The following is a 24,211-nucleotide window of genomic DNA, read 5'->3' as shown; positions in this document are numbered from 1 at the left end:
GCTCACAGCTGGCCGACGTCGGTGACGCGGACGACCGCGCGGCCCTCCGCGTCGGAGGCCGTGAGGTCGACCTCCGCGCTGATACCCCAGTCATGATCGTCGTTCGGGTCGTCGAAGATCTGCCGGACGCGCCACAGGCCGTTCTGCGGCTCCTCCTCGATCAGCAGCAGCTTCGGACCGCGGGCGTCAGGACCGGTGCCGAGGTCGTCGTACTCCTCCCAGTACTTGTCCATCGCCTCGCCCCACGCCTCGGCGTCCCAGCCGGAGTCGGCGTCCATCTCGCCCAGTTCCTCGACCTGGTCCAGGGCGGCGAGTTCGACGCGACGGAACATGGCGTTGCGGACGAGGACGCGGAAGGCCCGTGCATTGGTGGTGACCGGCTTGACCTCGTCGGCCTTCTCCTGGGCCTCCTCGGCGGTCATCTCCTCCGGGTTGGCGAGCTGTTCCCACTCGTCGAGCAGGCTGGAGTCGACCTGGCGCACCATCTCGCCGAGCCACTCGATCAGATCCTGCAGATCCTCGGACTTGAGGTCGTCCGGGATGTTGTGGTCGAGGGCCTTGTAGGCGCTGGCGAGGTAGCGCAGCACGATGCCCTCGGTGCGGGCCAGCTCGTAGAAGGACACCAGCTCCGTGAAGGACAGCGCCCGTTCGTACATGTCACGGATGACCGACTTGGGCGACAGAGGATGGTCGCCGACCCAGGGGTGGCTCCGCCGGTAGGTGTTGTACGCGTGGAAGAGCAGCTCCTCCAGGGGCTTCGGGTAGGTGATGTCCTGGAGGCGTTCCATGCGCTCCTCGTACTCGACGCCGTCCGCCTTCATCGCGGCCACGGCCTCGCCCCGCGCCTTGTTCTGCTGGGCGGCGAGGATCTGCCGTGGGTCGTCCAGCGTGGACTCCACGACGGACACCATGTCCAGTGCGTACGACGGCGACTCGGGGTCCAGCAGTTCGAACGCGGCCAGAGCGAAGGTGGACAGCGGCTGGTTCAGCGCGAAGTCCTGCTGCAGATCCACGGTGAGGCGGACGATGCGGCCCTCGGCGTCCGGCTTGTCGAGCTTCTCGACGATGCCGCCGTCCAGCAGCGAGCGGTAGATGGCGATCGCCCGCCGGATGTGCCGGAGTTGCTGCTTGCGCGGCTCGTGGTTGTCCTCCAGCAGGCGCCGCATCGCCTCGAAGGCGTTGCCGGGCCGGGCGATCACCGACAGCAGCATCGTGTGCGTCACCCGGAAGCGGGACGTCAGCGGTTCCGGCTCGGACTCGATGAGCTTGTCGAAGGTCTTCTCCGTCCAGGCGACGAAGCCCTCGGGCGCCTTCTTGCGGACGACCTTGCGCCGCTTCTTCGGGTCGTCGCCCGCCTTGGCCAGTGCCTTCTCGTTCTCGATGACGTGCTCGGGCGCCTGGGCTACGACGAAACCCTCCGTGTCGAAGCCCGCGCGCCCGGCCCGGCCGGCGATCTGGTGGAACTCGCGGGCGCGCAGCGTACGCACACGGCTGCCGTCGTACTTGGTGAGTGCCGTGAACAGCACCGTCCGGATGGGCACGTTGACGCCCACACCGAGCGTGTCCGTGCCGCAGATGACCTTCAGCAGGCCTGCCTGCGCGAGCTTCTCCACCAGGCGCCGGTACTTGGGCAGCATGCCGGCGTGATGGACACCGATGCCGTGCCGTACGTAACGGGAGAGGTTGCGGCCGAACTTGGTGGTGAAGCGGAAGTTGCCGATCAGTTCGGCGATCTGGTCCTTCTCCTCACGCGAGCACATGTTGATGCTCATCAGCGCCTGCGCCCGCTCCACCGCCTGCGCCTGCGTGAAGTGCACGATGTAGACGGGCGCCTGCCGGGCCTCCAGCAGGTCGGTGAGCGTCTCCGTGAGCGGCGTGTACCGGTACTCGTACGAGAGCGGCACCGGCCGGGTCGCCGAACGGACCACCGCCGTGGGGCGGCCCGTGCGGCGCGTGAGGTCCTTCTCGAAGAAGGAGACGTCGCCGAGCGTGGCCGACATCAGGACGAACTGCGCCTGCGGCAGCTCCAGCAGGGGGATCTGCCAGGCCCAGCCACGGTCCGGCTCCGCATAGAAGTGGAACTCGTCCATGACCACCTGGCCGACGTCCGCGTCCTTTCCGTCACGCAGCGCGATCGACGCGAGAACCTCGGCCGTGCAGCAGATGACGGGGGCGTCGGCGTTGACGGACGCGTCGCCGGTCAGCATGCCGACGTTCTCGGTGCCGAAGAGCTTGCAGAGCTCGAAGAACTTCTCCGACACGAGCGCCTTGATCGGAGCTGTGTAGAAGGTGACCTCGTCCCGGGCCAGCGCGGCGAAATGGGCACCCGCGGCGATCATGCTCTTGCCGGAGCCGGTGGGCGTCGACACGATCACGTTCGCACCAGATACCGCCTCGATCAGCGCTTCCTCCTGGTGGGGGTAGAGCGTGAGGCCACGCTCCTGGGCCCACGACTCGAAAGCCTCGTACAGGTCGTCGGGGTCGGCGGTCGGCGGCAGCTGATCGATGAGGGTCACGCACCCATCTTGCCTGGCCTCCTCCCCTCCGCGGGAATCGGATGCCAGTCCGAAGATCGCGAACGCTACGCTGTGTCGCCGACGGAGCGTCAACGCACCCGGTCAACTGGACAGCGGCACACGAGGAATGGGGCAGGCAACGGCGATGATGGGACCAGCACACTCACTGTCGGGCGCCGCGGCCTGGCTCGGCGTCGGGGCGGCCGCCGCGGCAGCCGGGCACCCGATGCCCTGGCCGGTCCTGCTGTCGGGGGCGCTGATCTGCGCCGGAGCCGCGCTCGCTCCCGATCTCGACCACAAGGCCGCCACGATCTCGCGGTCCTTCGGGCCGCTGTCACGCTGGCTGTGCGAGATCGTCGACAAGCTCTCCTACGCCGTCTACAAGGCCACGAAGAAGCAGGGCGACCCGCGTCGCTCGGGCGGGCATCGCACGCTCACGCACACCTGGCTGTGGGCCGTGCTGATCGGTGCGGGCAGCTCGGCCGTGGCGATCACCGGCGACCGCTGGGGGGTGCTCGCGATCCTTTTCGTGCACCTGGTGCTGGCGATCGAAGGCCTGCTGTGGCGGGCGACGCGCGGCTCCAGCGCCGACGTCCTGGTGTGGCTGCTGGCCGCGACCAGCGCGTGGATCGTCGCCGGTGTGCTGGACAAGCCGGGCAACGGCTCGGACTGGCTGTTCGGCGCGCCGGGGCAGGAGTACCTGTGGCTGGGCCTGCCGGTCCTGCTGGGCGCGATAGTGCACGACATCGGGGACGCGCTGACCGTCTCCGGCTGCCCGATACTGTGGCCGATCCCGGTGGGCCGCAAGCGTTGGTACCCGGTCGGTCCGCCGAAGGCCATGCGGTTCCGGGCCGGCAGCTGGGTCGAGCTCAAGGTGCTGATGCCGGCGTTCATGGTGCTCGGCGGAGTGGGCTGCGCGGCGGCGCTCAACGTCATCTGAGCCCTCGACCGGCGCCTGTTCCGGGCAGGTCAGCCCGTGCCGCCGGCGCCCTCGCCACCCCCGTAACGCCGCTCGAACCGGGCGACACGGCCCTCCGAGTCCACCGTCCGCGCCTTGCCGGTGTAGAAGGGGTGGCTCTCCGAGGAGATCTCCACGTCCACGACCGGGTACGTCTCGCCGTCGTCCCAGTCGATGGTCTGCTCGCTGGTCGCGGTGGACCGGGTCAGGAAGGCGTAACCGGCGGCGCGGTCGCGGAAGACGACGGGGTGGTAGTCGGGGTGCTTGCCCTGCTGCATGGCTGCTCCTTGTGCGGCGCAGGTCGGTATGGCGGTGCGGGGCCAGTGGGGACGGTGGCGCCGACGGGGTCAGCGGGACTGGGTGTCCTCGTCGACGATGTGCACCGCGGCCTCCTCGGCGGAGGCGGCCGCACCGTCGATACCCACGTCCGTGGCGACCAGCGCGGGCTCCTCGTCCTCGTGCGCCCCCTCGTCGGGTGCCACGAGACGGCCGGAGCGAACGGCGCCGACCTCGTTGTCCAGCAGTTCCCCGTCAGTGCCCTGGCAGTCCCCGAGGCCGTCACCGTCGGGTTCGCCAGGATCCGGCAGCTCTTCGGCGAGCCGCTGGTCCAGCGTTTCGCCGCGCCGGCGCTCCGCGGCCGTCACGCCGCTGTGCTCCACGGCCCAGGGGCGCTCCGGAGGGGACCAGCCCCGGTCGAGGGGATCGTCGACGCCGTCGTATTCAAGGGTGTCCTCGGCGTCGAGCAGCCCCGTGTCCTCTCTTTGCTCGGACCTGTCGGGCTGGTAGACGTCGTCTCCCCAACCGTCGGCGCTGTTCACGGGTACCTCCAGGGGGGTGGGACGGGCCCGTTCTCACCGTGGCCCGCGCCGGGCCGCCGCTGCACGGGGCACTGGCGCCACCCGTCGAGGATCCGCGTGGTTCCCGGGCGTTCCCCCAGCCGGTGCCTACCCCCAGACTTCCACCCCGGTTCGGGACCGCGCAACGGCACGGGCCCGGCCCCCGGAACGGCCCACCGACGGCCCGGGCCGGCGCACCCGTGGTCTGCGCCCCGACCGATCCAGCGCGCTGCTGGGCGCGCCCTGCCGGGGGCATCGCGCCTGGAGCGGGGCGTGTCCGGCGCGGGGCGTGTCCGGCGCCGGGCAGGGGGAGCCGTCGACGCACAGGAGCTCCCGTCGGGCGGGGGCGCCGCCGGACCCTGCCGGCTCAGCCCCCCGCCCCCCGTAGCGCCGTCACCCGTGCCACGACCGCCACAGCGCCGCGTACGCCCCGTCCGCGGCCACCAGCTCGTCGTGGCTGCCCAGCTCGCTGATGCGGCCGTTCTCGACGACGGCGATGACGTCGGCGTCGTGGGCCGTGTGCAGGCGGTGGGCGATCGCGACCACCGTGCGGCCGTCAAGGACACGCGCGAGGGAGCGCTCCAGGTGACGGGCGGCCCGTGGGTCGAGCAGGGAGGTCGCCTCGTCCAGGACCAGCGTGTGCGGGTCGGCCAGCACCAGGCGGGCCAGCGCGATCTGCTGGGCCTGGGCCGGGGTGAGGGCGAAGCCGCCCGATCCGACCTCGGTGTCCAGGCCCTCGTCCAGGGCCCGGGCCCAGTCGTCCGCATCGACCGCGCCCAGTGCCGCCCACAGCTCGGCGTCGGTGGCCTCGGTGCGGGCCAGCCGGAGGTTGTCGCGCAGCGAGCCCACGAAGACGTGATGCTCCTGGTTGACGAGGGCGACGTGCGAGCGGACCCGCTCCGCGGTCATCCGGGACAGCTCGGCACCGCCGAGGGTGACCCGGCCGGCGCGGGGCCCGTAGATGCCGGCGAGCAGCCTGCCCAGGGTGGACTTGCCCGCGCCCGAGGGGCCGACCAGCGCCAGCCGGGTGCCGGGAGCCACCTCCAGGGACACCTTGCGCAGGACGTCCACGCCGTCCCGGTAGCCGAAGTACACCCGGTCGGCGTGTACGTCCCGCCCGTCCGGAGCCAGCGCGCCGTCCCCGGTGTCCGGTTCGATGTCCCGGACTCCGACCAGCCGGGCCAGCGACACCTGGGCCACCTGCAGCTCGTCGTACCAGCGCAGGATCAGCCCCACCGGGTCGACGAGCATCTGCGCGATGAGCGCGGCCGTGGTCAGCTGGCCGACTCCGATCCAGCCCCGCAGCACGAACACCCCGCCGACGAGCAGCACCGAGGCGAGCACCGTGACATGGGTGACGTTGATGACCGGGAAGAGCACCGACCGCAGCCAGAGCGTGTAGCGCTCCCAGGCCGTCCACTCCCTGATCCGGCGTTCCGACAGCTCGATGCGGCGGGCGCTGAGGCGGTGGGCCTCGACGGTGCGCCCGGCGTCCACGGTCTCGGTGAGCGCGGCGGCCACGGCGGCGTACCCGGCGGCCTCCGAGCGGTAGGCGGAGGGGGCCCGCCGGAAGTACCAGCGGCAGCCGGTCACCAGCAGCGGCACGGCGAGCAGCACGGCCGGCGCCAGCGGCGGCGCCGTGACCACCAGCCCGCCGAGCAGCAGCGCCGCCCACACCACGCCGATCGCCAGCTGCGGCACGGCCTCGCGCATCGCGTTGCCGAGCCGGTCGATGTCGGTCGTGATACGGGACAGCAGGTCACCCGTGCCGGCCCGCTCCAGAACGCCCGGCGGCAGCCCGACCGACCGCACGAGGAAGTCCTCGCGCAGGTCGGCCAGCATCCGCTCGCCGAGCATCGCACCTCGCAGCCGCACCTCCCGCACGAACGCGGCCTGGACGACCAGCGCCAGCACGAACAGCGTGGCGGTCAGCCCCAGATGGAGCTCCCGCGCGCCGTCCGACAGCCGTTCCACGAGCCCGCCCAGCAGGTACGGCCCCACCATCGAGGCGACGACGGCGACCGTGTTGACGGTGACGAGGACGAGGAAGGCACGCCGGTGCCGGCGCAGAAGTTCGGCCACGTAGGCGCGTACGGTCGCGGGGGCGCCGACGGGCAGGGTGCTCGCCGTCGTCGGAGCCGCCGGGTCGTACGCCGGTGGCGCCACGCCGATCATGCTGTCTCCTCGATCTCTTCCAGCTCTTGCAGGTCGTCCAGCTCGTCAAGCGCGCCGCGCAGCGCGGCCTCGTCATCGGTCTCCCGCGTCACCACGGCCCGGTACCGGTGTTCGCTGTGCACGAGCTCCCGGTGGACGCCGACCGCCGCGACCTCGCCGTCGTGCAGGAACACCACCCGGTCCGCGCGGTCCAGCAGCAGCGGCGACGAGGTGAACACCACGGTCGTGCGTTCCGCCCGCAGTTCCCGCAGCCCCTCCGCGATGCGCGCCTCGGTGTGCGAGTCGACGGCGGAGGTCGGCTCGTCCAGGACGAGCACCTCGGGGTCCGTGATCAGCGACCGGGCCAGCGCGAGGCGCTGGCGCTGGCCGCCCGACAGGGACCGGCCGCGCTCGGTGATACGGGCGTCCATCGGGTCCTCGGCGTCGATCGACCCTTGCACGAGCGCCGCGAGCACGTCGTCGCACTGCGCCGCCGCCAGCGCCTGCTCGGCGCCGACGTCGCCCGACGCGGGCACGTCGAGCAGGTCGCGCAGGGTGCCGGACAGCAGCACCGGATCCTTGTCCTGGACCAGGACGGCCGTACGTGCGGCGTCCAGCGGCAGCTCGTCGAGCGGCACACCGCCCAGCAGCACCGACGTGGCCTTCTCCGCGGGATGCCCGCCGAGCCGTTCCGCCAGCCGTCCGGCCGCGTCCGGGTCGCCGCACACCACGGCGGTGAACCGGCCGGAGGGCGCGAGCAGACCGGTGGCCGGGTCGTACAGGTCTCCGGAGGGGACGTCGGCCGCGCGCGACCCCGCGGTGTCCGTGGCCCGCTCCAGCGCCAGCACGCGCGCGGCCCGCTTGGCCGAGGGCCGGGAGAAGGAGTACGCCATGGCGATCTCCTCGAAGTGCCGCAGCGGATAAGTGAGGATCATGACCGAGCTGTAGACGGTGACCAGTTCGCCGACGGTGATCCGGCCCTGATGGGCCAGGTGCACGCCGTACCAGACGACCGTCATCAGCAGCAGCCCCGGCAGCAGTACCTGGACCGCGGAGATCAGGGACCACATCCGTGCGGTGCGCACGGCCGCGTGGCGGACCTCCTGGGAGGCGCGGCGGTAGCGGTCGAGGAACAGCTCCTCGCCGCCGATACCGCGCAGCACGCGCAGACCGGCGACGGTGTCCGAGGCAAGTTCGGTGGCGCGGCCCGCCTTCTCGCGCTGGAAGTCGGCGCGCCGGGTCGCCCGGGGCAGCAGTGGCAGCACCGCGACCGCCAGCACGGGCAGGCCCACGGCGACGACCACGCCGAGCGCCGGCTGGTAGACGACCAGGCCGACGCAGACCAGCACGATGGTGAGCGCCGCCGCGGTGAACCGGGAGAGGGCCTCCACGAACCAGCCGATCTTCTCGACGTCACCCGTGGACACGGCCACGACCTCGCCGGCCGCGACACGCCGGGTCAGTGCCGAGCCCAGGAGGGCGGCCTTGCGGGCCAGCAGCTGCTGAACGCGGGCCGCCGCCGTGATCCAGTTGGTGACCGCGGCGCGGTGCAGGAAGGTGTCGCCGACCGCGGTGCCGACGCAGGCCAGCGCCATCAGCGCGCCCGCGAGCGCCAGCCGTGCGCCGGAGTGGTCGACGACGGCCTGGACGGCGAACCCGACGCAGAACGGCAGCGAGGTCACGGAGGTGAAGTGCAGCAGCCCCCAGGCCAGCGATCTGAGCTGTCCGCCCAGTTGGTTCCGGAAGAGCCATCTCAGGAATCGGGGACCCGAGCGCGCGTCCGGTACACCCGGGTCGGGATACGGAAGGTCTTGAATCTGCATGACGTCCCAAGTGGCTCGTGTCAGGGGATGGGGGGAGAGCCGCGCTACGCGGATCGAGCGGTAACAAGCCGTGAAAGGTTCGCGTCACAGGATGGTCAAAATCAAACGGTTTTCCCCGGCCGTGGCGCGGATTCGGCAGCGGCCCACGGTGCGAGCATGGAGTGATGCGGACTGACGGCGTACGGCGTGCGGTGGTTGCGACGGCGGCCCTCGGATCCCTGCTGACGGCCCTGTCGGCCTGCGGCGGTTCGGGCACCGGGCACCACGGCGGCGGCGGGACGGGAACCGCGGGCAAGGCAGCGCACACCCGCCCCGCCGATCGTCCCGCCTCCACGGACCCGACCCGCATCCCGGACGTCGGAGACCGACTCCAGCGGCGCATCCCCGCCGACTCACGCCAGGTCGTCGTGGTCTACGGCGAGGGAAGGGATTCCGCCGACTCCACGGTCGTGCTGTACACGAGGCAGGGCTCCAGCTGGCAGCGGACCCGCAGTTGGGCGGCGCACAACGGCAAGAAGGGCTGGACGACCGACCATCACGAGGGCGACAACCGCAGTCCCGTCGGGGTGTTCACGCTCAGCGACGCGGGCGGCGTGCTCCCGGACCCGGGTGCCAGGCTCCCGTACACGCGGTCGGCCTCCTTCGCGGCCCCGCGCTGGTGGGCCAGGTCGTACTGGCACGACTTCGACTACGTCATCGCCATCGACTACAACCGCGTCAAGGGCACCCCTCCGAACGACCCGACCCGTCCCCAGGGCACGTCCAGGGGCGGTGGAATCTGGCTGCATCTGGACCACGGAAGCGGTACGTCGGCCTGCGTCAGCCTGCCCAAGCCGGCGATGCGGTACCTGCTGCGCACGCTCGACCCGGGTCGGCATCCTGTGGTGGTGATGGGGGACAGGGCGGGCCTGCGGGCCTGAGGCACCGGGTTGTGATGGAGCTGCGGGTACCGCAGGAGTTCGGTGCCCGGTCGACTGTTCAGCGGGCGCCTTACGTGGCGAAGCGGCGTGTCTCCAGTCTCCGGCGCACCCAGGCAGCGAAGTCGTCTCCGGGTCCTGCCGGCTGCACGTCTGCCAGCATCGCTTCCATCTCGCGACCGGATGCGTCATCGACGCGCAGCAAGATCTCCAATCTGGTCAGCGGCACGAGTCGGATGACCGGAATGGTGGGACGGCGGCACTCCCGCAGGAGATTGGTTCGGTCGAGGAGGTGAACCATCTGCGGGATCGCTTCGTCGCGCAACGCGCTTGCCAGCGCCTCACCGCGGATGTCTCGGTTGTCCTCGCGTAGAGCCCAGCGTGAGCGGAGCCGCCCCTCGCTGTCGGGCACATGTGCTGCCCGTGGTGGTGGAATCACGTCGCCGGCCACAACCGCCGGACCGAAGGCGCGGGGAGCCCCCACCTCGCCGCTGGTCCAGTGCCGCCGGTTGATCCACTCCCAGTACGGAGCCGGAACAATGCGGTACCCCACCTCGAACACGGCGGCGTCCGGGTCGACGTAGTGCCGGACGAACCCGAGAACAGCTTGGTCACCAGTGTCCGTGACGAAGCGGAAGGTGCGGCCGGACCGCTTGCAGCCGACTGCTCTCATCACTGGCGCCACATACTCCCTGACCAGCAAGTCGAGCGGACTCATCGGTCTCTCCTCTGTCTGCGCGCCGCTGACGGAGCCGCCGGCTGCTGCCGCAGCGTAGCGCCGCGCACCGACAGCCACCGAGGTGTGTCGCGCCAGGGCGCAATGGATGACCGTGAACTTGTGCCGGGCGCCTCACTTGCCACACGGCGCCCCGCTCCCGGCTCCGCACAAATCACGTGCGGGCCGACGGCTCCCGCACTACGGTGGGCGTCGTTCAGGTGCGAAGGCTGCGGCTACTTCGCCTGTCAAGCGGGAGACGCGGGTTCGAATCCCGCCGCCGGCCTCGGCCGGTGTCGTCCAGTGGCCGAGGATGCCTTGTGCCGCCGCCGACTCTGACCTCTGAACACGAGCACGAGCCGCCCGCCACGGGGGACATGGGCGGGCGGCTCGCCGCGTTCAGCACATCTCATGACAAGTAGCAGGCTGTCTTCTTGCGCCCGGTGCGCCCCAGGCGCTCACGCCGCCCCGCCGGGGCGGCAGATATTCGCTGGACATCGCGAACGTCAGCGGCGAGCGTTGGCGGAATGCAACAAGGGAAGATCTGGGACGCTGATGTTGCGCAGCGCTATGACACGCCGGGACACGGTATGTTCGCGCCTGAGGTCCTGGGGCCGACCGTGGATCGTCTCGCTGAGCTCGCAGGTGAGGGAGCGGCACTTGAGTTCGCCATCGGGACCGGCCGCGTAGCCGTGCCGCTCGCCGAGCGGGGCGTTTCCGTCACCGGTATCGAGTTGTCACGGCCGATGGTGGAGCAACTGCGGACCAAGGCGGACGAAGCGACGATCCCGGTGGTCATCGGGGACATGGCGACCACTGTCGTGCCGGGGACGTACAGCCTGGTCTACCTCGTCTACAACACGATCTCCAACCTGCTCACCCAGGCTGAGCAGGTCGCATGCTTTCGCAATGCGGCCCGGCACCTTGAGCCTGGTGGCCGGTTCGTGATCGAGCTCTGGGTGCCCGAGTTGCGCAAGCTCCCACCGGGTCAGACGGCCACCGTGTGGCAGTCCGAACCCGGCTACATCGGTCTGGACACCTACGACGTCCTGCGGCAGCACGTCGTATCGCATCACATCCGATTCGACGAGACGGAGCAGGCCCAGCTGTTCCGCAGCCCTCACCGCTACATCTGGCCGGCGGAACTCGACTTGATGGCTCAGCTTGCCGGGTTCGAGCTGGAGACCAGGCATGCGGACTGGGGCGGCGCCGCATTCACCGCCGAGTCGCGTTCTCATGTCTCCGTCTATCGCATGCCGCAGACGTCGTAGCCGCCACAGGGACGGGGTCTGGCAGCGGGGGACGGTACCCGTTGCGCAGGCGTCGAGAGCCCCGTAGAACACCGGCCATGAAGAGACGGATCATCATGTCCATGCTCGCCGGAGCGGCCCTCCTGGCGAGCACCCTCCTCGGGGCGGGTCCCGCTCGGTCCGCCGACGTCCCCGCCGAGTTCGGAACGGACTGGCACGACCCCGTCACAGCCGCTCCGCCCGTCCCCAAGCCCTCGGGCCCGTCCTGCCGAGTCACCGTCGCCGAGGCGCAGTTCCGCGATTTCACGCCGTACAAGGGCACTTACACGCCGCCCGAGGGCTGCGGTGACCGCTGGAGCAAGGTCGTGCTGCGCCTCGACGGCAAGGTCAAGGGGCGGCAGTTCGACCGGCTCGGCTCTCTGCACGTGGGCGGCGTCGAGATCTTCCGTACGTCGACCCCCGAGCCGTCCCCCGACGGCATCGCCTGGTCCGTCGAGAAGGACGTCACGCGCTACAGCGACACCTTCCACCGCGGCCAGGACGTCGAGATGCTCATCGGCAACGTTGTCGACGACACGTACACCGGGGTCATCGACGTCAAGGTCACTCTGACGTTCTACCCGGGCACGCCTCCCCGGGCGCACACCCCCGACCGTGTCCGCACGCTCCAGGACGGCACCCTCACCACCCCGCGCAACAGCGAACGCATAGTCGCCGAGGTGTACGCCACCGGCTCCGGTGGCGGTTGCGAGGAGTACTGGTACCTGACCGTGCCCGACTCCGCCCCGTACTCCTGCAAGGCCGGCAACGGCCCCTACCGAGAGGTGCAGATCAAGGTCGACGGCCGACTCGCCGGCATCGCGACCCCCTTCCCGCACGTATGGACCGGTGGCTGGTCCAACCCCTTCCTCTGGTACGTCGTACCGGGGCCGCGTGCCTTCGACATCAAGCCGATCGAATACGACCTGACGCCCTTCGCCGGGATCCTCAACGACGGGCGCCCGCACCGCGTCGAGGTCTCGGTAGCCGGCGTGCCCGAGGGGCAGAGCGGCTGGAGCGCTCCCGTGAACGTCCTCGTCTGGCAGGACGCCCGCGCGGCGCAGGTCACCGGCGAGCTCACCGCGCACAGGGAAGGCGCCCTCGCCAACTCCTCGACATACACGCCGGGTTCGGAGCACCGCCTGGACACCCGGGGCAGTCACCGGCTCACCGTCGCCGGATACGTCGACACCTCGCACGGCCGGGTGACGACCACCGTCAGCCGCTCGCTGGCCAACACCTCCGTGCACCGCTGGACCGACGGCGAGACCGTGGACGGGCTCGACGCCACCTGGACGGACGACGAGTCGGTCACCGTCGACGGGCGCGGACCGGCCCGCACGACGCGAACGCACCGGACGTACACGATGGACGGGACGACGACCACAGGCGCGGACGACCGGCTGCGCACGGTGCTGACGCTCGGCGACCGCGCCACGGCGGTCGAGTCCCGGGGGCGTGGGCGCACCGTGTGGTCACGGCTCGACGACACCTACACAGGCGATGCCACCTTCACCCTCAACGTTCCGCGCGACCAGCGGCACGCCGTCGGCACGACGAGTGAGCGCTACCGCCTCACGGGCTCATCCGGCTGCTACGACCGCTCCCTGACGACCGTTCAGGGGGTGCTCACGGAGGATCGCAGGGGCTGCTGAGACAGATGGCGTGCGATGCGTCACTCGGGACGTGATTTACCTGGCTGAAACGCGAGGGTCTTGTGCGGACGCAACGGGACCTACAAAGTGGCAGTCACGGAATCCGCTTTCCGTATGGCAGAAGTCCTGTCCCCGGCTTCTGCATGCGCCGCCGTCCCCCTAGGAGTGCCCGTGCCGCCGTCCGTACCGTCCCTCCCGCGACGGGTCGCACGCCTGCTGCGTACCTCTCTCTTCACGCAGGTCGCCTGTGCGCTTGTGCTCGGTATCGTCGTCGGAAAGCTGTGGCCGGAGTCGGCCACGGCTTTCCAGCCGCTCGGCGACGGTTTCACCCGGCTCATCAAAACGGTGATCTCGCCCTTGGTGTTCTGCGTGGTCGTCGTCGGTATCGCCAAGGCCGGTGACCTGAAGGCCTTCGGCCGGATCGGGGTCAAGGCCCTCGTCTGGTTCGAGGTCGCCTCCACGCTCGCCCTGCTCATCGGCCTGGTCGCCGCCAACGCCGTGGGGCCCGGCAGGGGCATGAACGTCGATCCGTCCACGCTCGACGCGGCGGCGGTGGACCAGAAGACGGGCGGCGGCCATCTGCCCTCGACGACCGAGTTCGTCCTCAACGCCCTCCCGCAGAGTTTCATCGGTGCCTTCGCGGAGAACGAGTTGCTGCAGGTGCTCATCCTGGCCTGCCTGGTCGGCGCCGCCCTGCTGCACCTCGGGCACACCAAGGTGCCGAAGGTCCTGCCGGCGATCGAGCAGGCGCAGGAGATCATCTTCGCTGTCGTCGGCTTCATCATGCGGCTGGCCCCGATCGCGGTGTTCGGCGCGATGGCCTACCTGGTGGGCCAGTACGGGCTGGGCGTGATGGAGACGTACGCCAAGCTCATCGTGCTGTGCTACGCGGCCGCGGCGCTGTTCATCGTGCTCCTCGCCGTCGCGCTCCGGATGGTCACCGGCCTCAGCCTCTGGAAGTTCATCCGTTACATCCGCGAGGAGATGCTGCTCGCGCTCGGCACCGCCTCCACCGAGTCCGTCATGCCGCGGGTGATGCAGAAGCTGCGCCGGGCCGGCGCCCGCGACGACGCCGTGGGCCTGGTGCTGCCCACCGGCTACTCCTTCAACCTCGACGGCGCCTCGCTGTACCTCTCCATCGGCACGCTGTTCATCGCCCAGGCCGTGGGCGTGGACCTCAGTCTGAGCCAGCAGATCACCGTGGTCCTGGTGCTGATGCTGACCAGCAAGGGTATGGCCGGCATCCCCGGTTCGGCCTTCCTCGCCTTGTCCGCGACCGCCTCCTCGCTGGGTGCCATCCCGGCCGGCGCCGTCGCCCTGCTGCTGGGCGTGGACCGGATCATGGACTCGATGCGTGTCGTCACCAACCTGCTCGGCAACTGCGTCGCCGTCTTCGCGGTCGCCCGCTGGGAGGGCGCGCTGGACGCGGCACGGGCGAAGAAGGTCCTGGCCGGCGAGGAGGTCCAGGAACTGCCGGAGCCCGAAGCGCCCGCCGACGAACTCGCCGGCGTGCCCGCCCAGCCCACCAAGGAGACCGCGGCCGAGACCGGCTGACCCCACGGCGCACGACGGGCCGCGGCCACCACTCCGGCAACGGGGAGTGGTGGCCGCGGCCCGTCGTGCGCTCGCCGTTCGCTGCTCAGCAGTGCCGTCCAGGCCCGGGGACGGCCCCGTCCACCAGCGTGTCCAGCAGTCCCCCGAGTACCTCGCGCTGCTCGTCCGTCAGCGGGGCCAGGATCTCCTCCGCGGCCGACCGGCGCGCGCCGTGCAGCTCCCGCAGGGCCTTGTGCCCGTCGTCCGTGAGCTCGATGCGGATCACCCGGCGGTTGGCCGGGTCGGGGACCCGTCGCACCTTGCCGCTCGCCTCCAGTCCGTCGACCAGCGTCGTCACGGCTCGGGGGACCACTTCCAGGCGTTCGGCGAGGTCGGCCATGCGGGGCGGCGAGTCGTAGTGTGCGAGGGTGCGCAGCAGCCGGGACTGCGCCGGGGTGACGCCCACGCCGCACCTCTCGATGTGCCGCTTCTGGATGCGGTGCACACGCCGGGTGAACCGCAGCAGCTGATCGGCGAGCGGGCCGTCGGAATCGGGGCTGGTCATGCGGGAACAATATCAGGACGACGTTCATTGTGAGTATAGGTAACAATGAGCTATGCTCCCGCAGTCCTCGCCCTCGTATGTCTCGTAGGAGCCCATGCACCCCGACCACGAACCCTCCTGGAACCCGCCGGCCGACGCCAAGGAACAGCCCCGGCAGGTGCGCCGCATCCTGCGGCTCTTCCGCCCCTATCGCGGCCGCCTCGCGGTCGTCGGCCTGCTGGTCGGCGCCTCCTCACTGGTCGGCGTCGCCACGCCCTTCCTGCTGAAGGCGATCCTCGACGTCGCGATCCCCGAGGGGCGTACCGGCCTGCTCAGCCTGCTCGCCCTCGGCATGATCCTCAGCGCCGTCCTCACCAGCGTCTTCGGCGTGCTGCAGACCCTGATCTCCACGACGGTCGGCCAGCGCGTCATGCACGACCTGCGCACCGCCGTCTACGGCCGCCTGCAGCGCATGTCGCTCGCCTTCTTCACCCGCACCCGCACCGGTGAGGTGCAGTCCCGCATCGCCAACGACATCGGCGGCATGCAGGCCACCGTCACCTCCACCGCCACCTCCCTGGTCTCCAACCTGACCAGCGTGGTCGCCACGATCGTGGCGATGGTCGCCCTCGACTGGCGGCTGACCGTCGTCTCACTGCTCCTCCTCCCCGTCTTCGTGTGGATCAGCCGTCGCGTCGGCAACGAACGCAAGAAGATCACCACCCAGCGGCAGAAGCAGATGGCCGCGATGGCCGCCACGGTCACCGAGTCGCTCTCCGTCAGCGGCATCCTGCTCGGTCGCACGATGGGCCGTTCCGACTCGCTCACCCGGTCCTTCTCCGACGAGTCCGAGCGCCTGGTCGACCTGGAGGTGAGGTCGAACATGGCCGGCCGCTGGCGCATGGCGGTGATCACGATCGTCATGGCCGCGATGCCCGCCGTCATCTACTGGACCGCGGGCATGGCTCTCCAGCTCGGCGGCCCGGAGGTCTCCATCGGCACGATCGTCGCCTTCGTCTCCCTCCAGCAGGGCCTGTTCCGCCCGGCGGTCAGTCTGCTGGGCACCGGCGTCCAGATCCAGGCCTCGCTGGCGCTCTTCCAGCGCATCTTCGAGTACCTGGACCTGCCGATCGACATCAGCGAGCGCGAACGGCCCATCCGGCTCGACCGGATCAAGGGCGAGGTCCGCTTCGAGGACGTGACGTTCCGCTACGACGCCACGAGCGCTCCGATCCTGGACGGCATCGACATCACCGTGCCCGCGGGCGGCAGCCTCGCCGTCGTCGGCCCGACCGGCGCCGGCAAGTCCACGCTCGGCTATCTGGTGCCGCGGCTGTACGACGTGACGGGCGGCCGTGTCACCCTCGACGGCGTCGACGTCCGCGACCTCGACTTCGACACCCTCGCGCGCGCGGTCGGCGTCGTCTCGCAGGAGACGTACCTCTTCCACGCCTCGGTCGCCGACAACCTGCGCTTCGCCAAGCCCGACGCCACCGACGAGGAGATCCAGCAGGCGGCGAAGGCGGCCCAGATCCACGAGCACATCGCTTCCCTGCCCGACGGCTACGACACCGTCGTCGGTGAGCGCGGCCACCGCTTCTCCGGGGGCGAGAAGCAGCGGCTGGCCATCGCCCGCACCATCCTGCGCGACCCGCCGGTCCTCATCCTCGACGAGGCGACCAGCGCCCTGGACACCCGCACCGAAGCCGCCGTCCAGGAGGCCATCGACGCCCTGTCGGCCAACCGCACCACGCTCACCATCGCGCACCGCCTATCCACCATCCGGGCCGCCGACCAGATCGTGGTCCTCGACTCCGGGCGCGTGGCCGAACGGGGCGCGCACGAGGAACTGCTGGAGCGGGACGGGCGCTATGCGGCGCTGGTGCGCCGGGACGTCCGACTGGAGCCGACAAAATGATGATATGCCGGGTTTATGGGTTCAGGTGGTTTACCGTGCCCGCATGGAGACGAACACTCCGTCACGGAGCACTGGGAGCGCGATCCGACTGACGCGCCGGGGCCGTCTCGTCCTGATCGCGGCCGGAGTCGTCGTGGCCGGCACTGCTGTGGCGGTACCGCTGCTGATCATGGGACGCGAGGGCGAGCCCCAGCCCAGGACGCTGGTGATCCCGGAGGGCTGGCGCGCCGGCCAGGTGTACGAGGCCGTCGACAAGGCCTTGACCCTGCCGCCCGGCACCACCAAGAAGTCCCTCTCCAAGGCGAATCTGAAGCTGCCGGGCGAGGCGCAGGGCAACCCCGAGGGCTACCTCTTCCCGGCGACCTATCCGCTCGACGAGAAGGCGACGCCGGAGCGGCTGCTGTCGTCCATGGTCGACGCGGCGAACAGGAAGTTCAACGGTGCCCCGGTCACCGCGGGCGCGCAGCGCAACGCGATGAACGTGTACCAGACGGTCACCATCGCCAGCATCGTGCAGGCCGAGGCCGCCACCAAGCCCGACATGGGCAAGGTGGCCCGGGTGATCTTCAACCGCCTGGAACGGGGCATGCCGTTGCAGATGGACTCCACCATCAACTACGCCCTGGGGCGCTCCGCCCTCAGGACGACGGAGAGCGACACGCGGATCCAGAGCCCCTACAACTCGTACGAGCGCATGGGGTTGCCGCCCACCCCCATCGGCAACCCCGGCGAGGACGCGATGCATGCCGCGATCAACCCGCCGCCGGGCGACTGGCTGTACTTCGTCACGGTCAGACCGGGCGACACCCGCTTCACCGCCGACTACGCCGAACACCAGCGCAACGTCGCCGAGTTCAACGGGAACCAGCAGAACTCACCCGCTCCGGCCGCTCCGGCCGTCCCGGCTGAACCTCCGGCGACGATGCCCACGGTGGGATGACCCGGTGGGTCGTCACGCGGCGGCGAGTGGTTCCTCGGTGAGCAGCCGCCTGATGTCCCGTACGGCCGCGCGGCCCGCGCCGAGGGTTTGCCGGCCGACGAGGTGGATCTGCGGGGCGGAGTGGGCGACCGATGGTGTCGGCCGGCGAGGTGGGTCTGCGGGGCGGCGGCCGTGTGCGTCCCTTCGACGCGGATCCCGCCGTCCCGGCTGAGCCTTTGGCGGTGATGCCCACGGGGGCCGTCACGCGGCGGCGAGTGGTTCCTCGGTGAGCAGCCGCCTGATGTCCCGTACGGCCGCGCGGCCCGCGCGGTTGGCGCCGATGGTGCTGGCCGAGGGGCCGTAGCCGACGAGGTGGATGCGCGGATCGGCGATCGCGCGGGTTCCCTCGACGCGAATTCCGCCACCCGCCTCGCGCAGCTTCAGCGGGGCCAGGTGGTCGATGGCGGGCCGGAAGCCGGTGGCCCACAGGATGACGTCGGCGTCCACGCGCCGCCCTTCCCCGCTCCACTCCACCCCGTCGGGCGTGATGCGGTCGAACATGGGCTGCCGGTCGAGGACCCCGTCCTCGATGCCCCGCCGGATCGCGTCGTTGAGCGGCAGCCCACTCACAGATGATTGACAACTATGCATAGCCCCTGGGAGAGTTGGAGGTAGAGGGGGACAGGGCACGCAGTCCTCCAGTGCATAGGGGAGGGGACAGCATGCGCCGCGTATTGCTCTGTGAACGCATCAGTGACGCCAAGGGGGAGCGTTCCGAGAGCATTGAAGCGCAGGACAAGAAGTTGCGTCGACATGCCGAGGCAGAGGACGTGACCATCATTGGCGTAGCTGACGACATCTCTGTTTCCGGTGACGTTGACCCGTTCCAGCGCAAGAAGTTGGGGCCGTGGCTGACAGAAGAGGGCCGGCAAAAGTGGGATGAGCTATGGGTCACCACGCAGGATCGTCTGTCTCGTAACGACATGCATGCCCATGCGTTCATGGCTCGTGTGGTTCATGAGTGGGGTAAGACGGTTGTCATCCTGGACAACCCCCGACTTGACTTCCGCACGCCAGAGGGGCGTGCCATTGCCTACGTACAGTCCATCGGTCCTGCCAGGGAACTAGAGCGCATCAAGGTTCGAGTCAGGGACAGCCACGAACGGCGCAGGTTCACCGCACGGTGGCACGGCGGTTTCCCTCCCTTTGGCTTCCGCCCTGTCAACCGGTACGAGAACGGTAAGACTGCGGCGTATCTCGAACGTGACCCTGAAATGGTCGAGATCCTCCATGAGATGCGACAGCAGATCATTGACGGACAGTCGTTCCTTGGGGTGGCTAAGTACCTCAACGCCAAGGGCGTGCTGACTGCCAGGGACAGGGCTAGGCTCCGCAAGGGTAAGCCTGTCAAGAGCCGCAAGGGGGAGGGCGTACAGGAGAAGTGGGCAGAGACCACGGTCAAGAACGTCCTCACCAGTGAGTCAACCCAGGGCTTGAAGAAGTATCAGGGAGAGTTGCTCTATGGGCCGGATGGGGCACCTGTCCGGTTGGCAGAGCCTGTCTTCACTGAGGAGGAGTGGGAGTCACTCCAGGCCGCTATCCAGCGGCGGACACTCAGTAAGGCCAAGAGGGCGAACAAGGTTAACCCCCTGTACGGTGTCGCCTTCTGTGCCATCTGCGGAGCCAAGGCAGTGCAGAAAGTCCGTACCCGAGGGGACATCACATACCGATACGCGGTCTGTGGATCCTTCCCCAAGGAAGACCGTTGCAAGGGCTCTGTGCGTGCAGATGAGCTTGAAGAGTGGATGGAGGTGCTCTTCCTCCAACGCTGGTTCCATGAGCCGGTAACCGAGAGGGTATGGGTTCCTGGCACAGACAACACCCGAGAGCTTGAGGAAGTGCGCAAGCGCATTGACCGGCTTAGGCGAGACTCTGTGGCCGGCCTCTGGGATGACGATCAGGAAGGCTTCCGGGGTCTCATGGCGTCTCTCATGGGGCGCAGGGATGAGCTTGCCGCGGAACCAGTGATCGAGGGTCACTGGTCTGAGGTGAGCACGGGACAGACCTACGGGGAACTCTGGCCAACTCTCGATGCTGAGGGCCGTAGGAAGCAACTCATCCGGTCCGGGTTCCGAGTTGAGTTGGCTCACGGGAAGTTTGAGGTCACGGGGCCTGAGCCTGAGACATGGCCCGAGAGGAAGGCTCGGCTCATCCGACTTGGCCACATGACTGACACGGACACTGTCAGCAGCGAGCCCGGGGAATAACCAGCAACACACCGTTGTTACATAGGCACGGGGCGTGCCTGTCGCCAAACAAGTACACGCCCCGTGTCTCCTGTGAAGGAGGGGCCAGGATACATGGCGCTGTACGTTGACGAGAACGGGGAAGGGCTGTCCGGCCGAGAGGAAGGGCAGTTGGAGACGTTGACTGAGCTAGTCAACGCTCTGGGGGACTACTGGAACGCAGGAATACTGACCCTGGCAGCAGCAGTCAAGGTCTACGCACAGACAGCGTGCCTTACCGAGGATGATGCCGCAGAGTTCCTGATAGGCCTCTGGGTTGACGACAGAGTGTCTGCGCTGGAGTACGGCGACAACTGAATAAGCAATACCCCGTGAGGGCCCGTGACAACAGTTACGGGCCCTCTGTCATGCCTGAGTGTCGAGCAGGAGGGGACAGGAAGTGACAGAGGCAGAGAGGGCATTTGCCATAGACAGCGTCGGACAGATGGCGTGGGGAGGTGCGATGGCTATCAATGCTGCCGTTTGGTTTGTGGCCGGCCTCTTGCATGTGAGCTATCCCGAGGCAGAAACGCTAGTGGCAGACGCTATGACAAAGGCAATGACAGCAGAGGTGGACACGAACCTAGTGAAGATTGGGAACGCCAATGACAACTAAGCAGATGACTGACGAAACGGCGGTAGACCCCTGGGGCGCTGTGAGTCCCTGGGAGAGGTACGCCCCGGGATTCAATGACGCCACCACCAGTGTGCAGCAGGGAGGCTCTGAGACGGCCGAGGATGGGCCGGAAATGCCGTCTGCCGAGGAACTAGCGGAGATCCTGGCAGAGGTCTACGGGCCCGAGACAGAGCAGACAGAGGAAGTGTCAGAGGCCATTGGCAGAAATGGCCTAGTGCTGATTGATGACCCTGACTGGATAGACATGACTGCCAGGAATATGGACTACATGCGTCACGTCTACCGGTCTAGCCTCAACCATGCTGACAAAAGTGTCCTTGGCGTTGTGGCGCTGCACTGTGGCGTCAATAGCCGTGGCTGCACTGCCTCCAATGAGACCTTGGCCGAGGAAGCCAACATAGACGTGGCCAACTTCCGTAAGAGGCTGAGCCGGCTAACCAAGGATGGTTGGATCCGAGAGAACGGCATGCGTCCCGCGGTGCGCCCTGGGATGAGCGGGACCAAGGTTCGGCACATCGGTGTCCAGAGGACATGGGTAGAGGGAGGGTCGTAAGAACCCTCCCTAGGTACCTGAGGTCAGGACGACCCTCTACAAGGGAGGGTCGTAACAACCTTCTCCAGGGAGGGTCAGGACGACCCCCCAAACATACATACCCTCCTACTTACGTAGGAGGGTAGTTAAACATCTACTAGTACTAGTGACTTAGTAAGTAGGTTCCTTGGCCTCTCAAGGGCCAAGGGGGATCCTGGTCAGCCAAGGCAGTGACCGAACGGAGTGAGGGAGCTAGTCGAGCTAGCCAGACTTTTAGGGGTCTGGCAGTGAGACACGAGACTTAGTCGAGTGGAGAGCTTGTCTCGACTAGAGATTGTCCCGCGCCCCGCAGAGCCTCTGTGTGGCTCTGTAGCGGCCTCTGAGTAGCTTCCTGGCCTCTCTGGTCATCTGAGCCTCTGTGCGGCCCCCAGAAGGGCGTACAGAGCGTCAAGGCCTGTCTGTGCCCGCTGTGTTGGGCCCTGTCCTTGGCTCCGAGACCGGGGACAGTGTCTCTCCTGTGATCTAGCTCTCAGTTCCCTCACTTTGTGTCTCACTACCCCCCTGAGTGACACCGACGTCATAAGTGAAGAGAGAGGGGAAACAGGCTTCCCCCTCTCTCAACACCTCCTCCGTAGTCGGTGGTCATGCGTTCCCCTCTCCTAGGTTCTGGCTCAGGGTTGCCTAGGTAAGTGGCTCCGGTCCCTATGTTCGCCATGTCATAGGGACCGGGGTCATTTTTTGTGCCCACTGACCCCACAACTCCACACATGGCATAAGGACGTGATCTCAATGAGCAAGACCTCTGTATGGGATAGGCGCACTTGGGGCGCCATCCGAGAAGTGAAGGGTATTACCTATCGGCAGATTGCCGAGGCTTGCGACGTTTACGAGGGCACTCCGGAGAAGTGGTTCAACAGCAACAGTGCCAACCGTAACCCCAAGCTTAAGCACCAAATCACCATGGCCAAGATCTTGGGTATTCCATTGCGAACCCTCCTGTCTGAGATCAAGGACCCTGGGGTTAGAGCGGCTATTCGAGCCGCTTACGACGACTAGACGTTAGGACACATGGCGAATGAATCACACTCCTCTGTATGCCAGGCTTACCGCTGTCATCTCTCGACCCCTGGTCCTTATCTCTGCTCTCGTCATCTCAATGCCGGCAGAGATTCAGCTAGCCCGTGCCTCTGGATTTGGGGACGGGTTCGAATACCTCATGCCTCTGACGCTTTCCCTGTACTCCGCGGCATCTGCTGTCATTGCTGCCACTAGGCCACGTGGTGCAAAGGGCCGGAAGTCCGCCATTGCTGGCAGTGGCGTTGCCCTGGGTCTGGCCCTCTCTGCTCAGGTAGTCGGACACCTAATCTCCAGTGGCTACATGACTTCTGGCCCGTTCCTGGTTTCGGCAGTCAGTTCCGTACCCGCACTCGCGGCCTGTCACATGCTCCATTTGTGCGCTACGCCAAAGGATGCTGTCGGTGTCACTCATGACGATTCAGTCGGTGAGGGACCTAATAGTGACGAGAACGACACAGAGGCTCAGGCCCCTGATGAGTGTCTGGCAGGCCGCTCCAAGGGACGTCCTAAGGCGTCTCTAGCGGCTATCCGGGATGCCGCACAGAACCTTGACGCGGTAGGCGAGAAGGTCACTGCCAAGGCTCTTGCTGCTGCATTCAAGGTCTCGGAGCGTACCGGGGCCCGATACCTCTCTCAGCTCACTGCCTAGGGGACTGCCATGGATGACAACACTACGGACAGCCTGATAGCCGGACAGCAGACACATGCAGAGGTGAATGATATGACGCCCCTAGAAGTGTATGAGGCCATTAGGGCCGGACACTTCAATGTCCGGGGCGAGTAAGGAACACACTGACTGAGAACTAGGTGTCATCAATGCTGACACCGACTGGGAGAGACCATGACTGATTACATTGTTGAGCCCCCGAATGACCTTCCCCTTTCCTCCAAGGTCAAGGCGCTGCGTAAGTCGTACGAGGATGCCAAGGCCAAGCTGTCTGAGTACAAGCAAGAGAATGCAGCCTATGCCACACGGAATGTGACCAGGGAATACGAGGCCACTACTCGTTACGAGATTCCGGCCCTGGTCAAGGCTGAGCAGGAATTGCAGGAACAGGAAGTTGCCGCGGTAGCGGCCGGTAAGGCACTGCCCGATAGGGATTCGGTGCTGCGCCCCATTCAGGCCAAGGTGGACGAATACAAGCGTATGGTGCCTGCCCTCAATGCCCTTGTGGAGAAGGCTCACCGGGAGTACTCAGACGCACTCAGGGATGACCTCTTGACCATGGGCCTTAAGGAGGCCCAGAAGGCTGCCAAGGCGCGCGAGGAGTGGGAGCGGCTCTATAAGGCTGCCATGGACGCTAGGCGCGCCCTGGAACGTCATGCAGGGTTGTTTGCATGGTGTGCCACCTCAGGAGACTACGAGACCACGCCCCTTGAAGGGGCCAGTGCCGGTAACAACGTTGAGTATTGGGAGCTGTCCGATGATGGCCGGCTCACTACAGAGGCAGCCATTGCCCTTGGCTATGAGGGAGTAGGCGTCATTGATGGACTCATTGTCATGCCAGAGCCGGTAAAGGATGAGGCCGCGGAAGCTGACGCTGAATTCTGGCGCACTTACAAGCCTAAGATGTTCATTGCCAAGGCTGACGGATATAGTAGTAATTGGGAGCACTGACACACTCCGGGGATTCTGGCGCCGTTCGTGGCTGTCAGGGTCCCCGGCTTTTGTGTTTGGCGCCGGCTCTTCTGGGAATCCTGAAACCCGTACATGCTCGAATGCAAGGACTCTAGACGGGGGTGTTTCCGATCATGAAAGTTCCCAAACTCGTACACGATTCCGGGAAGGCGCTCCCGGCGGGTTCGCCAAGCGGAAAGCCAAGCATTACCCCGGGGGTGTGCGTGTGTATATACCTGGGCAGGTGCAGACAATGCCGGCATGCCTTTGGTGGGTGGCATGCGA

The 24,211-nt window shown here is 67.6% G+C and carries 20 protein-coding genes and 1 pseudogene; 13 read left to right on the top strand and 8 right to left on the bottom strand.

All coding sequences use genetic code 11. The features are described from left to right. Window positions 1–2 precede the first annotated feature (2 nt). On the bottom strand, window positions 3–2,516 hold the full coding sequence (locus tag NW895_RS16355; protein WP_289936272.1) for a DEAD/DEAH box helicase: 2,514 nt from the start codon (window positions 2,514–2,516) through the stop codon (window positions 3–5). Window positions 2,517–2,661: 145 nt separating this feature from the next. Here NW895_RS16355 and NW895_RS16350 point away from each other — a divergent pair, with 145 nt between their 5' ends. Next, entirely contained in the window at window positions 2,662–3,456 is a 795-nt protein-coding gene (locus NW895_RS16350; RefSeq protein WP_289936271.1) for a metal-dependent hydrolase, read from the top strand. Window positions 3,457–3,485: 29 nt separating this feature from the next. Here NW895_RS16350 and NW895_RS16345 read toward each other — a convergent pair whose 3' ends face one another. The 4 genes from NW895_RS16345 to NW895_RS16330 form a co-directional block, all read right to left on the bottom strand. Beyond that, window positions 3,486–3,752, bottom strand: coding sequence for a type B 50S ribosomal protein L31 (locus tag NW895_RS16345; protein WP_289936270.1), 267 nt, complete (start codon window positions 3,750–3,752; stop codon window positions 3,486–3,488). Between the two features lie 69 nt (window positions 3,753–3,821). Further along, entirely contained in the window at window positions 3,822–4,292 is a 471-nt protein-coding gene (locus NW895_RS16340) for a DUF5709 domain-containing protein (protein ID WP_289936269.1), read from the bottom strand. Between the two features lie 411 nt (window positions 4,293–4,703). Then, window positions 4,704–6,485: an ABC transporter ATP-binding protein gene (locus tag NW895_RS16335; RefSeq protein ID WP_289936268.1), complete on the bottom strand. Its 1,782-nt coding sequence runs from the start codon at window positions 6,483–6,485 to the stop codon at window positions 4,704–4,706. Further along, window positions 6,482–8,287 (bottom strand): ABC transporter ATP-binding protein, encoded by a 1,806-nt coding sequence (locus tag NW895_RS16330; RefSeq protein ID WP_289936267.1) that lies wholly within the window; start codon window positions 8,285–8,287, stop codon window positions 6,482–6,484. Before NW895_RS16330 ends, NW895_RS16335 begins: the two co-directional genes overlap by 4 nt. Before the next feature lie 164 nt (window positions 8,288–8,451). Between NW895_RS16330 and NW895_RS16325 the strand changes: the two genes are divergently transcribed. Then, window positions 8,452–9,207 carry a L,D-transpeptidase family protein gene (locus NW895_RS16325; RefSeq protein ID WP_289936266.1) on the top strand — a complete coding sequence of 252 codons (756 nt, stop codon included), beginning with the start codon at window positions 8,452–8,454 and terminating at the stop codon, window positions 9,205–9,207. A 70-nt stretch (window positions 9,208–9,277) separates the two neighbouring features. On the opposite strand, the gene NW895_RS16320 is transcribed toward NW895_RS16325, so the two are convergent. Further along, the gene (locus NW895_RS16320; RefSeq protein ID WP_289936265.1) at window positions 9,278–9,922 is read right to left on the bottom strand and encodes a hypothetical protein; all 645 of its coding nucleotides are present in this window, start codon (window positions 9,920–9,922) and stop codon (window positions 9,278–9,280) included. Between the two features lie 524 nt (window positions 9,923–10,446). Between NW895_RS16320 and NW895_RS16315 the strand changes: the two genes are divergently transcribed. The 3 genes from NW895_RS16315 (at window position 10,447) to NW895_RS16305 (ending at window position 14,417) form a co-directional block, all read left to right on the top strand. Then, the gene (locus NW895_RS16315; protein ID WP_289936264.1) at window positions 10,447–11,190 is read left to right on the top strand and encodes a class I SAM-dependent methyltransferase; all 744 of its coding nucleotides are present in this window, start codon (window positions 10,447–10,449) and stop codon (window positions 11,188–11,190) included. Window positions 11,191–11,267: 77 nt separating this feature from the next. After that, a complete protein-coding gene (locus NW895_RS16310) occupies window positions 11,268–12,863 on the top strand; it encodes a peptide-N4-asparagine amidase (RefSeq protein ID WP_289936263.1) in 1,596 nt (531 codons plus the stop codon). A gap of 171 nt (window positions 12,864–13,034) precedes the next feature. Further along, entirely contained in the window at window positions 13,035–14,417 is a 1,383-nt protein-coding gene (locus NW895_RS16305; protein ID WP_289936262.1) for a cation:dicarboxylase symporter family transporter, read from the top strand. Window positions 14,418–14,502: 85 nt separating this feature from the next. On the opposite strand, the gene NW895_RS16300 is transcribed toward NW895_RS16305, so the two are convergent. Beyond that, a complete protein-coding gene (locus NW895_RS16300) occupies window positions 14,503–14,961 on the bottom strand; it encodes a MarR family transcriptional regulator (protein ID WP_289936261.1) in 459 nt (152 codons plus the stop codon). A 94-nt stretch (window positions 14,962–15,055) separates the two neighbouring features. Here NW895_RS16300 and NW895_RS16295 point away from each other — a divergent pair, with 94 nt between their 5' ends. Then, the gene (locus tag NW895_RS16295; RefSeq protein WP_289936260.1) at window positions 15,056–16,858 is read left to right on the top strand and encodes an ABC transporter ATP-binding protein; all 1,803 of its coding nucleotides are present in this window, start codon (window positions 15,056–15,058) and stop codon (window positions 16,856–16,858) included. 43 nt (window positions 16,859–16,901) lie between these two features. Then, window positions 16,902–17,798: an endolytic transglycosylase MltG gene (mltG, locus tag NW895_RS16290; RefSeq protein ID WP_289936259.1), complete on the top strand. Its 897-nt coding sequence runs from the start codon at window positions 16,902–16,904 to the stop codon at window positions 17,796–17,798. Between the two features lie 240 nt (window positions 17,799–18,038). Here the strand turns inward: mltG and NW895_RS16285 are convergent. Continuing rightward, a pseudogene (locus NW895_RS16285) lies at window positions 18,039–18,410 on the bottom strand (pyridine nucleotide-disulfide oxidoreductase); the annotation flags it as partial. 89 nt (window positions 18,411–18,499) lie between these two features. Between NW895_RS16285 and NW895_RS16280 the strand changes: the two are divergent. The 6 genes from NW895_RS16280 to NW895_RS16255 all read left to right on the top strand — a co-directional run bounded on the left by NW895_RS16280 (window position 18,500) and on the right by NW895_RS16255 (window position 23,926). Next, window positions 18,500–20,044 carry a recombinase family protein gene (locus tag NW895_RS16280; protein WP_289936258.1) on the top strand — a complete coding sequence of 515 codons (1,545 nt, stop codon included), beginning with the start codon at window positions 18,500–18,502 and terminating at the stop codon, window positions 20,042–20,044. A 93-nt stretch (window positions 20,045–20,137) separates the two neighbouring features. Beyond that, window positions 20,138–20,380 (top strand): hypothetical protein, encoded by a 243-nt coding sequence (locus NW895_RS16275; RefSeq protein ID WP_289936257.1) that lies wholly within the window; start codon window positions 20,138–20,140, stop codon window positions 20,378–20,380. A gap of 82 nt (window positions 20,381–20,462) precedes the next feature. Beyond that, entirely contained in the window at window positions 20,463–20,678 is a 216-nt protein-coding gene (locus NW895_RS16270; protein ID WP_289936256.1) for a hypothetical protein, read from the top strand. Window positions 20,679–20,682: 4 nt separating this feature from the next. Next, window positions 20,683–21,252 carry a hypothetical protein gene (locus NW895_RS16265; RefSeq protein WP_289936255.1) on the top strand — a complete coding sequence of 190 codons (570 nt, stop codon included), beginning with the start codon at window positions 20,683–20,685 and terminating at the stop codon, window positions 21,250–21,252. Between the two features lie 768 nt (window positions 21,253–22,020). Next, the gene (locus tag NW895_RS16260; RefSeq protein WP_289936254.1) at window positions 22,021–22,287 is read left to right on the top strand and encodes a helix-turn-helix domain-containing protein; all 267 of its coding nucleotides are present in this window, start codon (window positions 22,021–22,023) and stop codon (window positions 22,285–22,287) included. An 862-nt stretch (window positions 22,288–23,149) separates the two neighbouring features. Then, a complete protein-coding gene (locus NW895_RS16255) occupies window positions 23,150–23,926 on the top strand; it encodes a hypothetical protein (protein WP_289936253.1) in 777 nt (258 codons plus the stop codon). Window positions 23,927–24,211: the final 285 nt, after the last annotated feature.

The sequence above is a fragment of the Streptomyces sp. S.PNR 29 genome, from assembly GCF_030386795.1.
GTDB lineage: Bacteria > Actinomycetota > Actinomycetes > Streptomycetales > Streptomycetaceae > Streptomyces.
The sequence above is the reverse complement of the archived record's forward strand: the minus strand, read 5'-3'. Positions and strand labels throughout refer to the sequence as shown.

What these genes read in the sequence shown, in the direction of transcription:
- NW895_RS16335 (WP_289936268.1), bottom strand. Translation starts at nt 6,485, where the DNA reads ATGATCGGCGTGGCGCCACCGGCGTACGACCCGGCGGCTCCGACGACG.
- NW895_RS16310 (WP_289936263.1), top strand. Translation starts at nt 11,268, where the DNA reads ATGAAGAGACGGATCATCATGTCCATGCTCGCCGGAGCGGCCCTCCTG.
- NW895_RS16260 (WP_289936254.1), top strand. Translation starts at nt 22,021, where the DNA reads ATGAGCAAGACCTCTGTATGGGATAGGCGCACTTGGGGCGCCATCCGA.
- NW895_RS16275 (WP_289936257.1), top strand. Translation starts at nt 20,138, where the DNA reads ATGGCGCTGTACGTTGACGAGAACGGGGAAGGGCTGTCCGGCCGAGAG.
- NW895_RS16315 (WP_289936264.1), top strand. Translation starts at nt 10,447, where the DNA reads ATGCAACAAGGGAAGATCTGGGACGCTGATGTTGCGCAGCGCTATGAC.
- NW895_RS16325 (WP_289936266.1), top strand. Translation starts at nt 8,452, where the DNA reads ATGCGGACTGACGGCGTACGGCGTGCGGTGGTTGCGACGGCGGCCCTC.
- NW895_RS16330 (WP_289936267.1), bottom strand. Translation starts at nt 8,287, where the DNA reads ATGCAGATTCAAGACCTTCCGTATCCCGACCCGGGTGTACCGGACGCG.
- NW895_RS16320 (WP_289936265.1), bottom strand. Translation starts at nt 9,922, where the DNA reads ATGAGTCCGCTCGACTTGCTGGTCAGGGAGTATGTGGCGCCAGTGATG.
- NW895_RS16255 (WP_289936253.1), top strand. Translation starts at nt 23,150, where the DNA reads ATGACTGATTACATTGTTGAGCCCCCGAATGACCTTCCCCTTTCCTCC.
- NW895_RS16265 (WP_289936255.1), top strand. Translation starts at nt 20,683, where the DNA reads ATGACTGACGAAACGGCGGTAGACCCCTGGGGCGCTGTGAGTCCCTGG.
- NW895_RS16295 (WP_289936260.1), top strand. Translation starts at nt 15,056, where the DNA reads ATGCACCCCGACCACGAACCCTCCTGGAACCCGCCGGCCGACGCCAAG.
- NW895_RS16345 (WP_289936270.1), bottom strand. Translation starts at nt 3,752, where the DNA reads ATGCAGCAGGGCAAGCACCCCGACTACCACCCCGTCGTCTTCCGCGAC.
- mltG (WP_289936259.1), top strand. Translation starts at nt 16,902, where the DNA reads ATGGAGACGAACACTCCGTCACGGAGCACTGGGAGCGCGATCCGACTG.
- NW895_RS16350 (WP_289936271.1), top strand. Translation starts at nt 2,662, where the DNA reads ATGATGGGACCAGCACACTCACTGTCGGGCGCCGCGGCCTGGCTCGGC.
- NW895_RS16300 (WP_289936261.1), bottom strand. Translation starts at nt 14,961, where the DNA reads ATGACCAGCCCCGATTCCGACGGCCCGCTCGCCGATCAGCTGCTGCGG.
- NW895_RS16280 (WP_289936258.1), top strand. Translation starts at nt 18,500, where the DNA reads ATGCGCCGCGTATTGCTCTGTGAACGCATCAGTGACGCCAAGGGGGAG.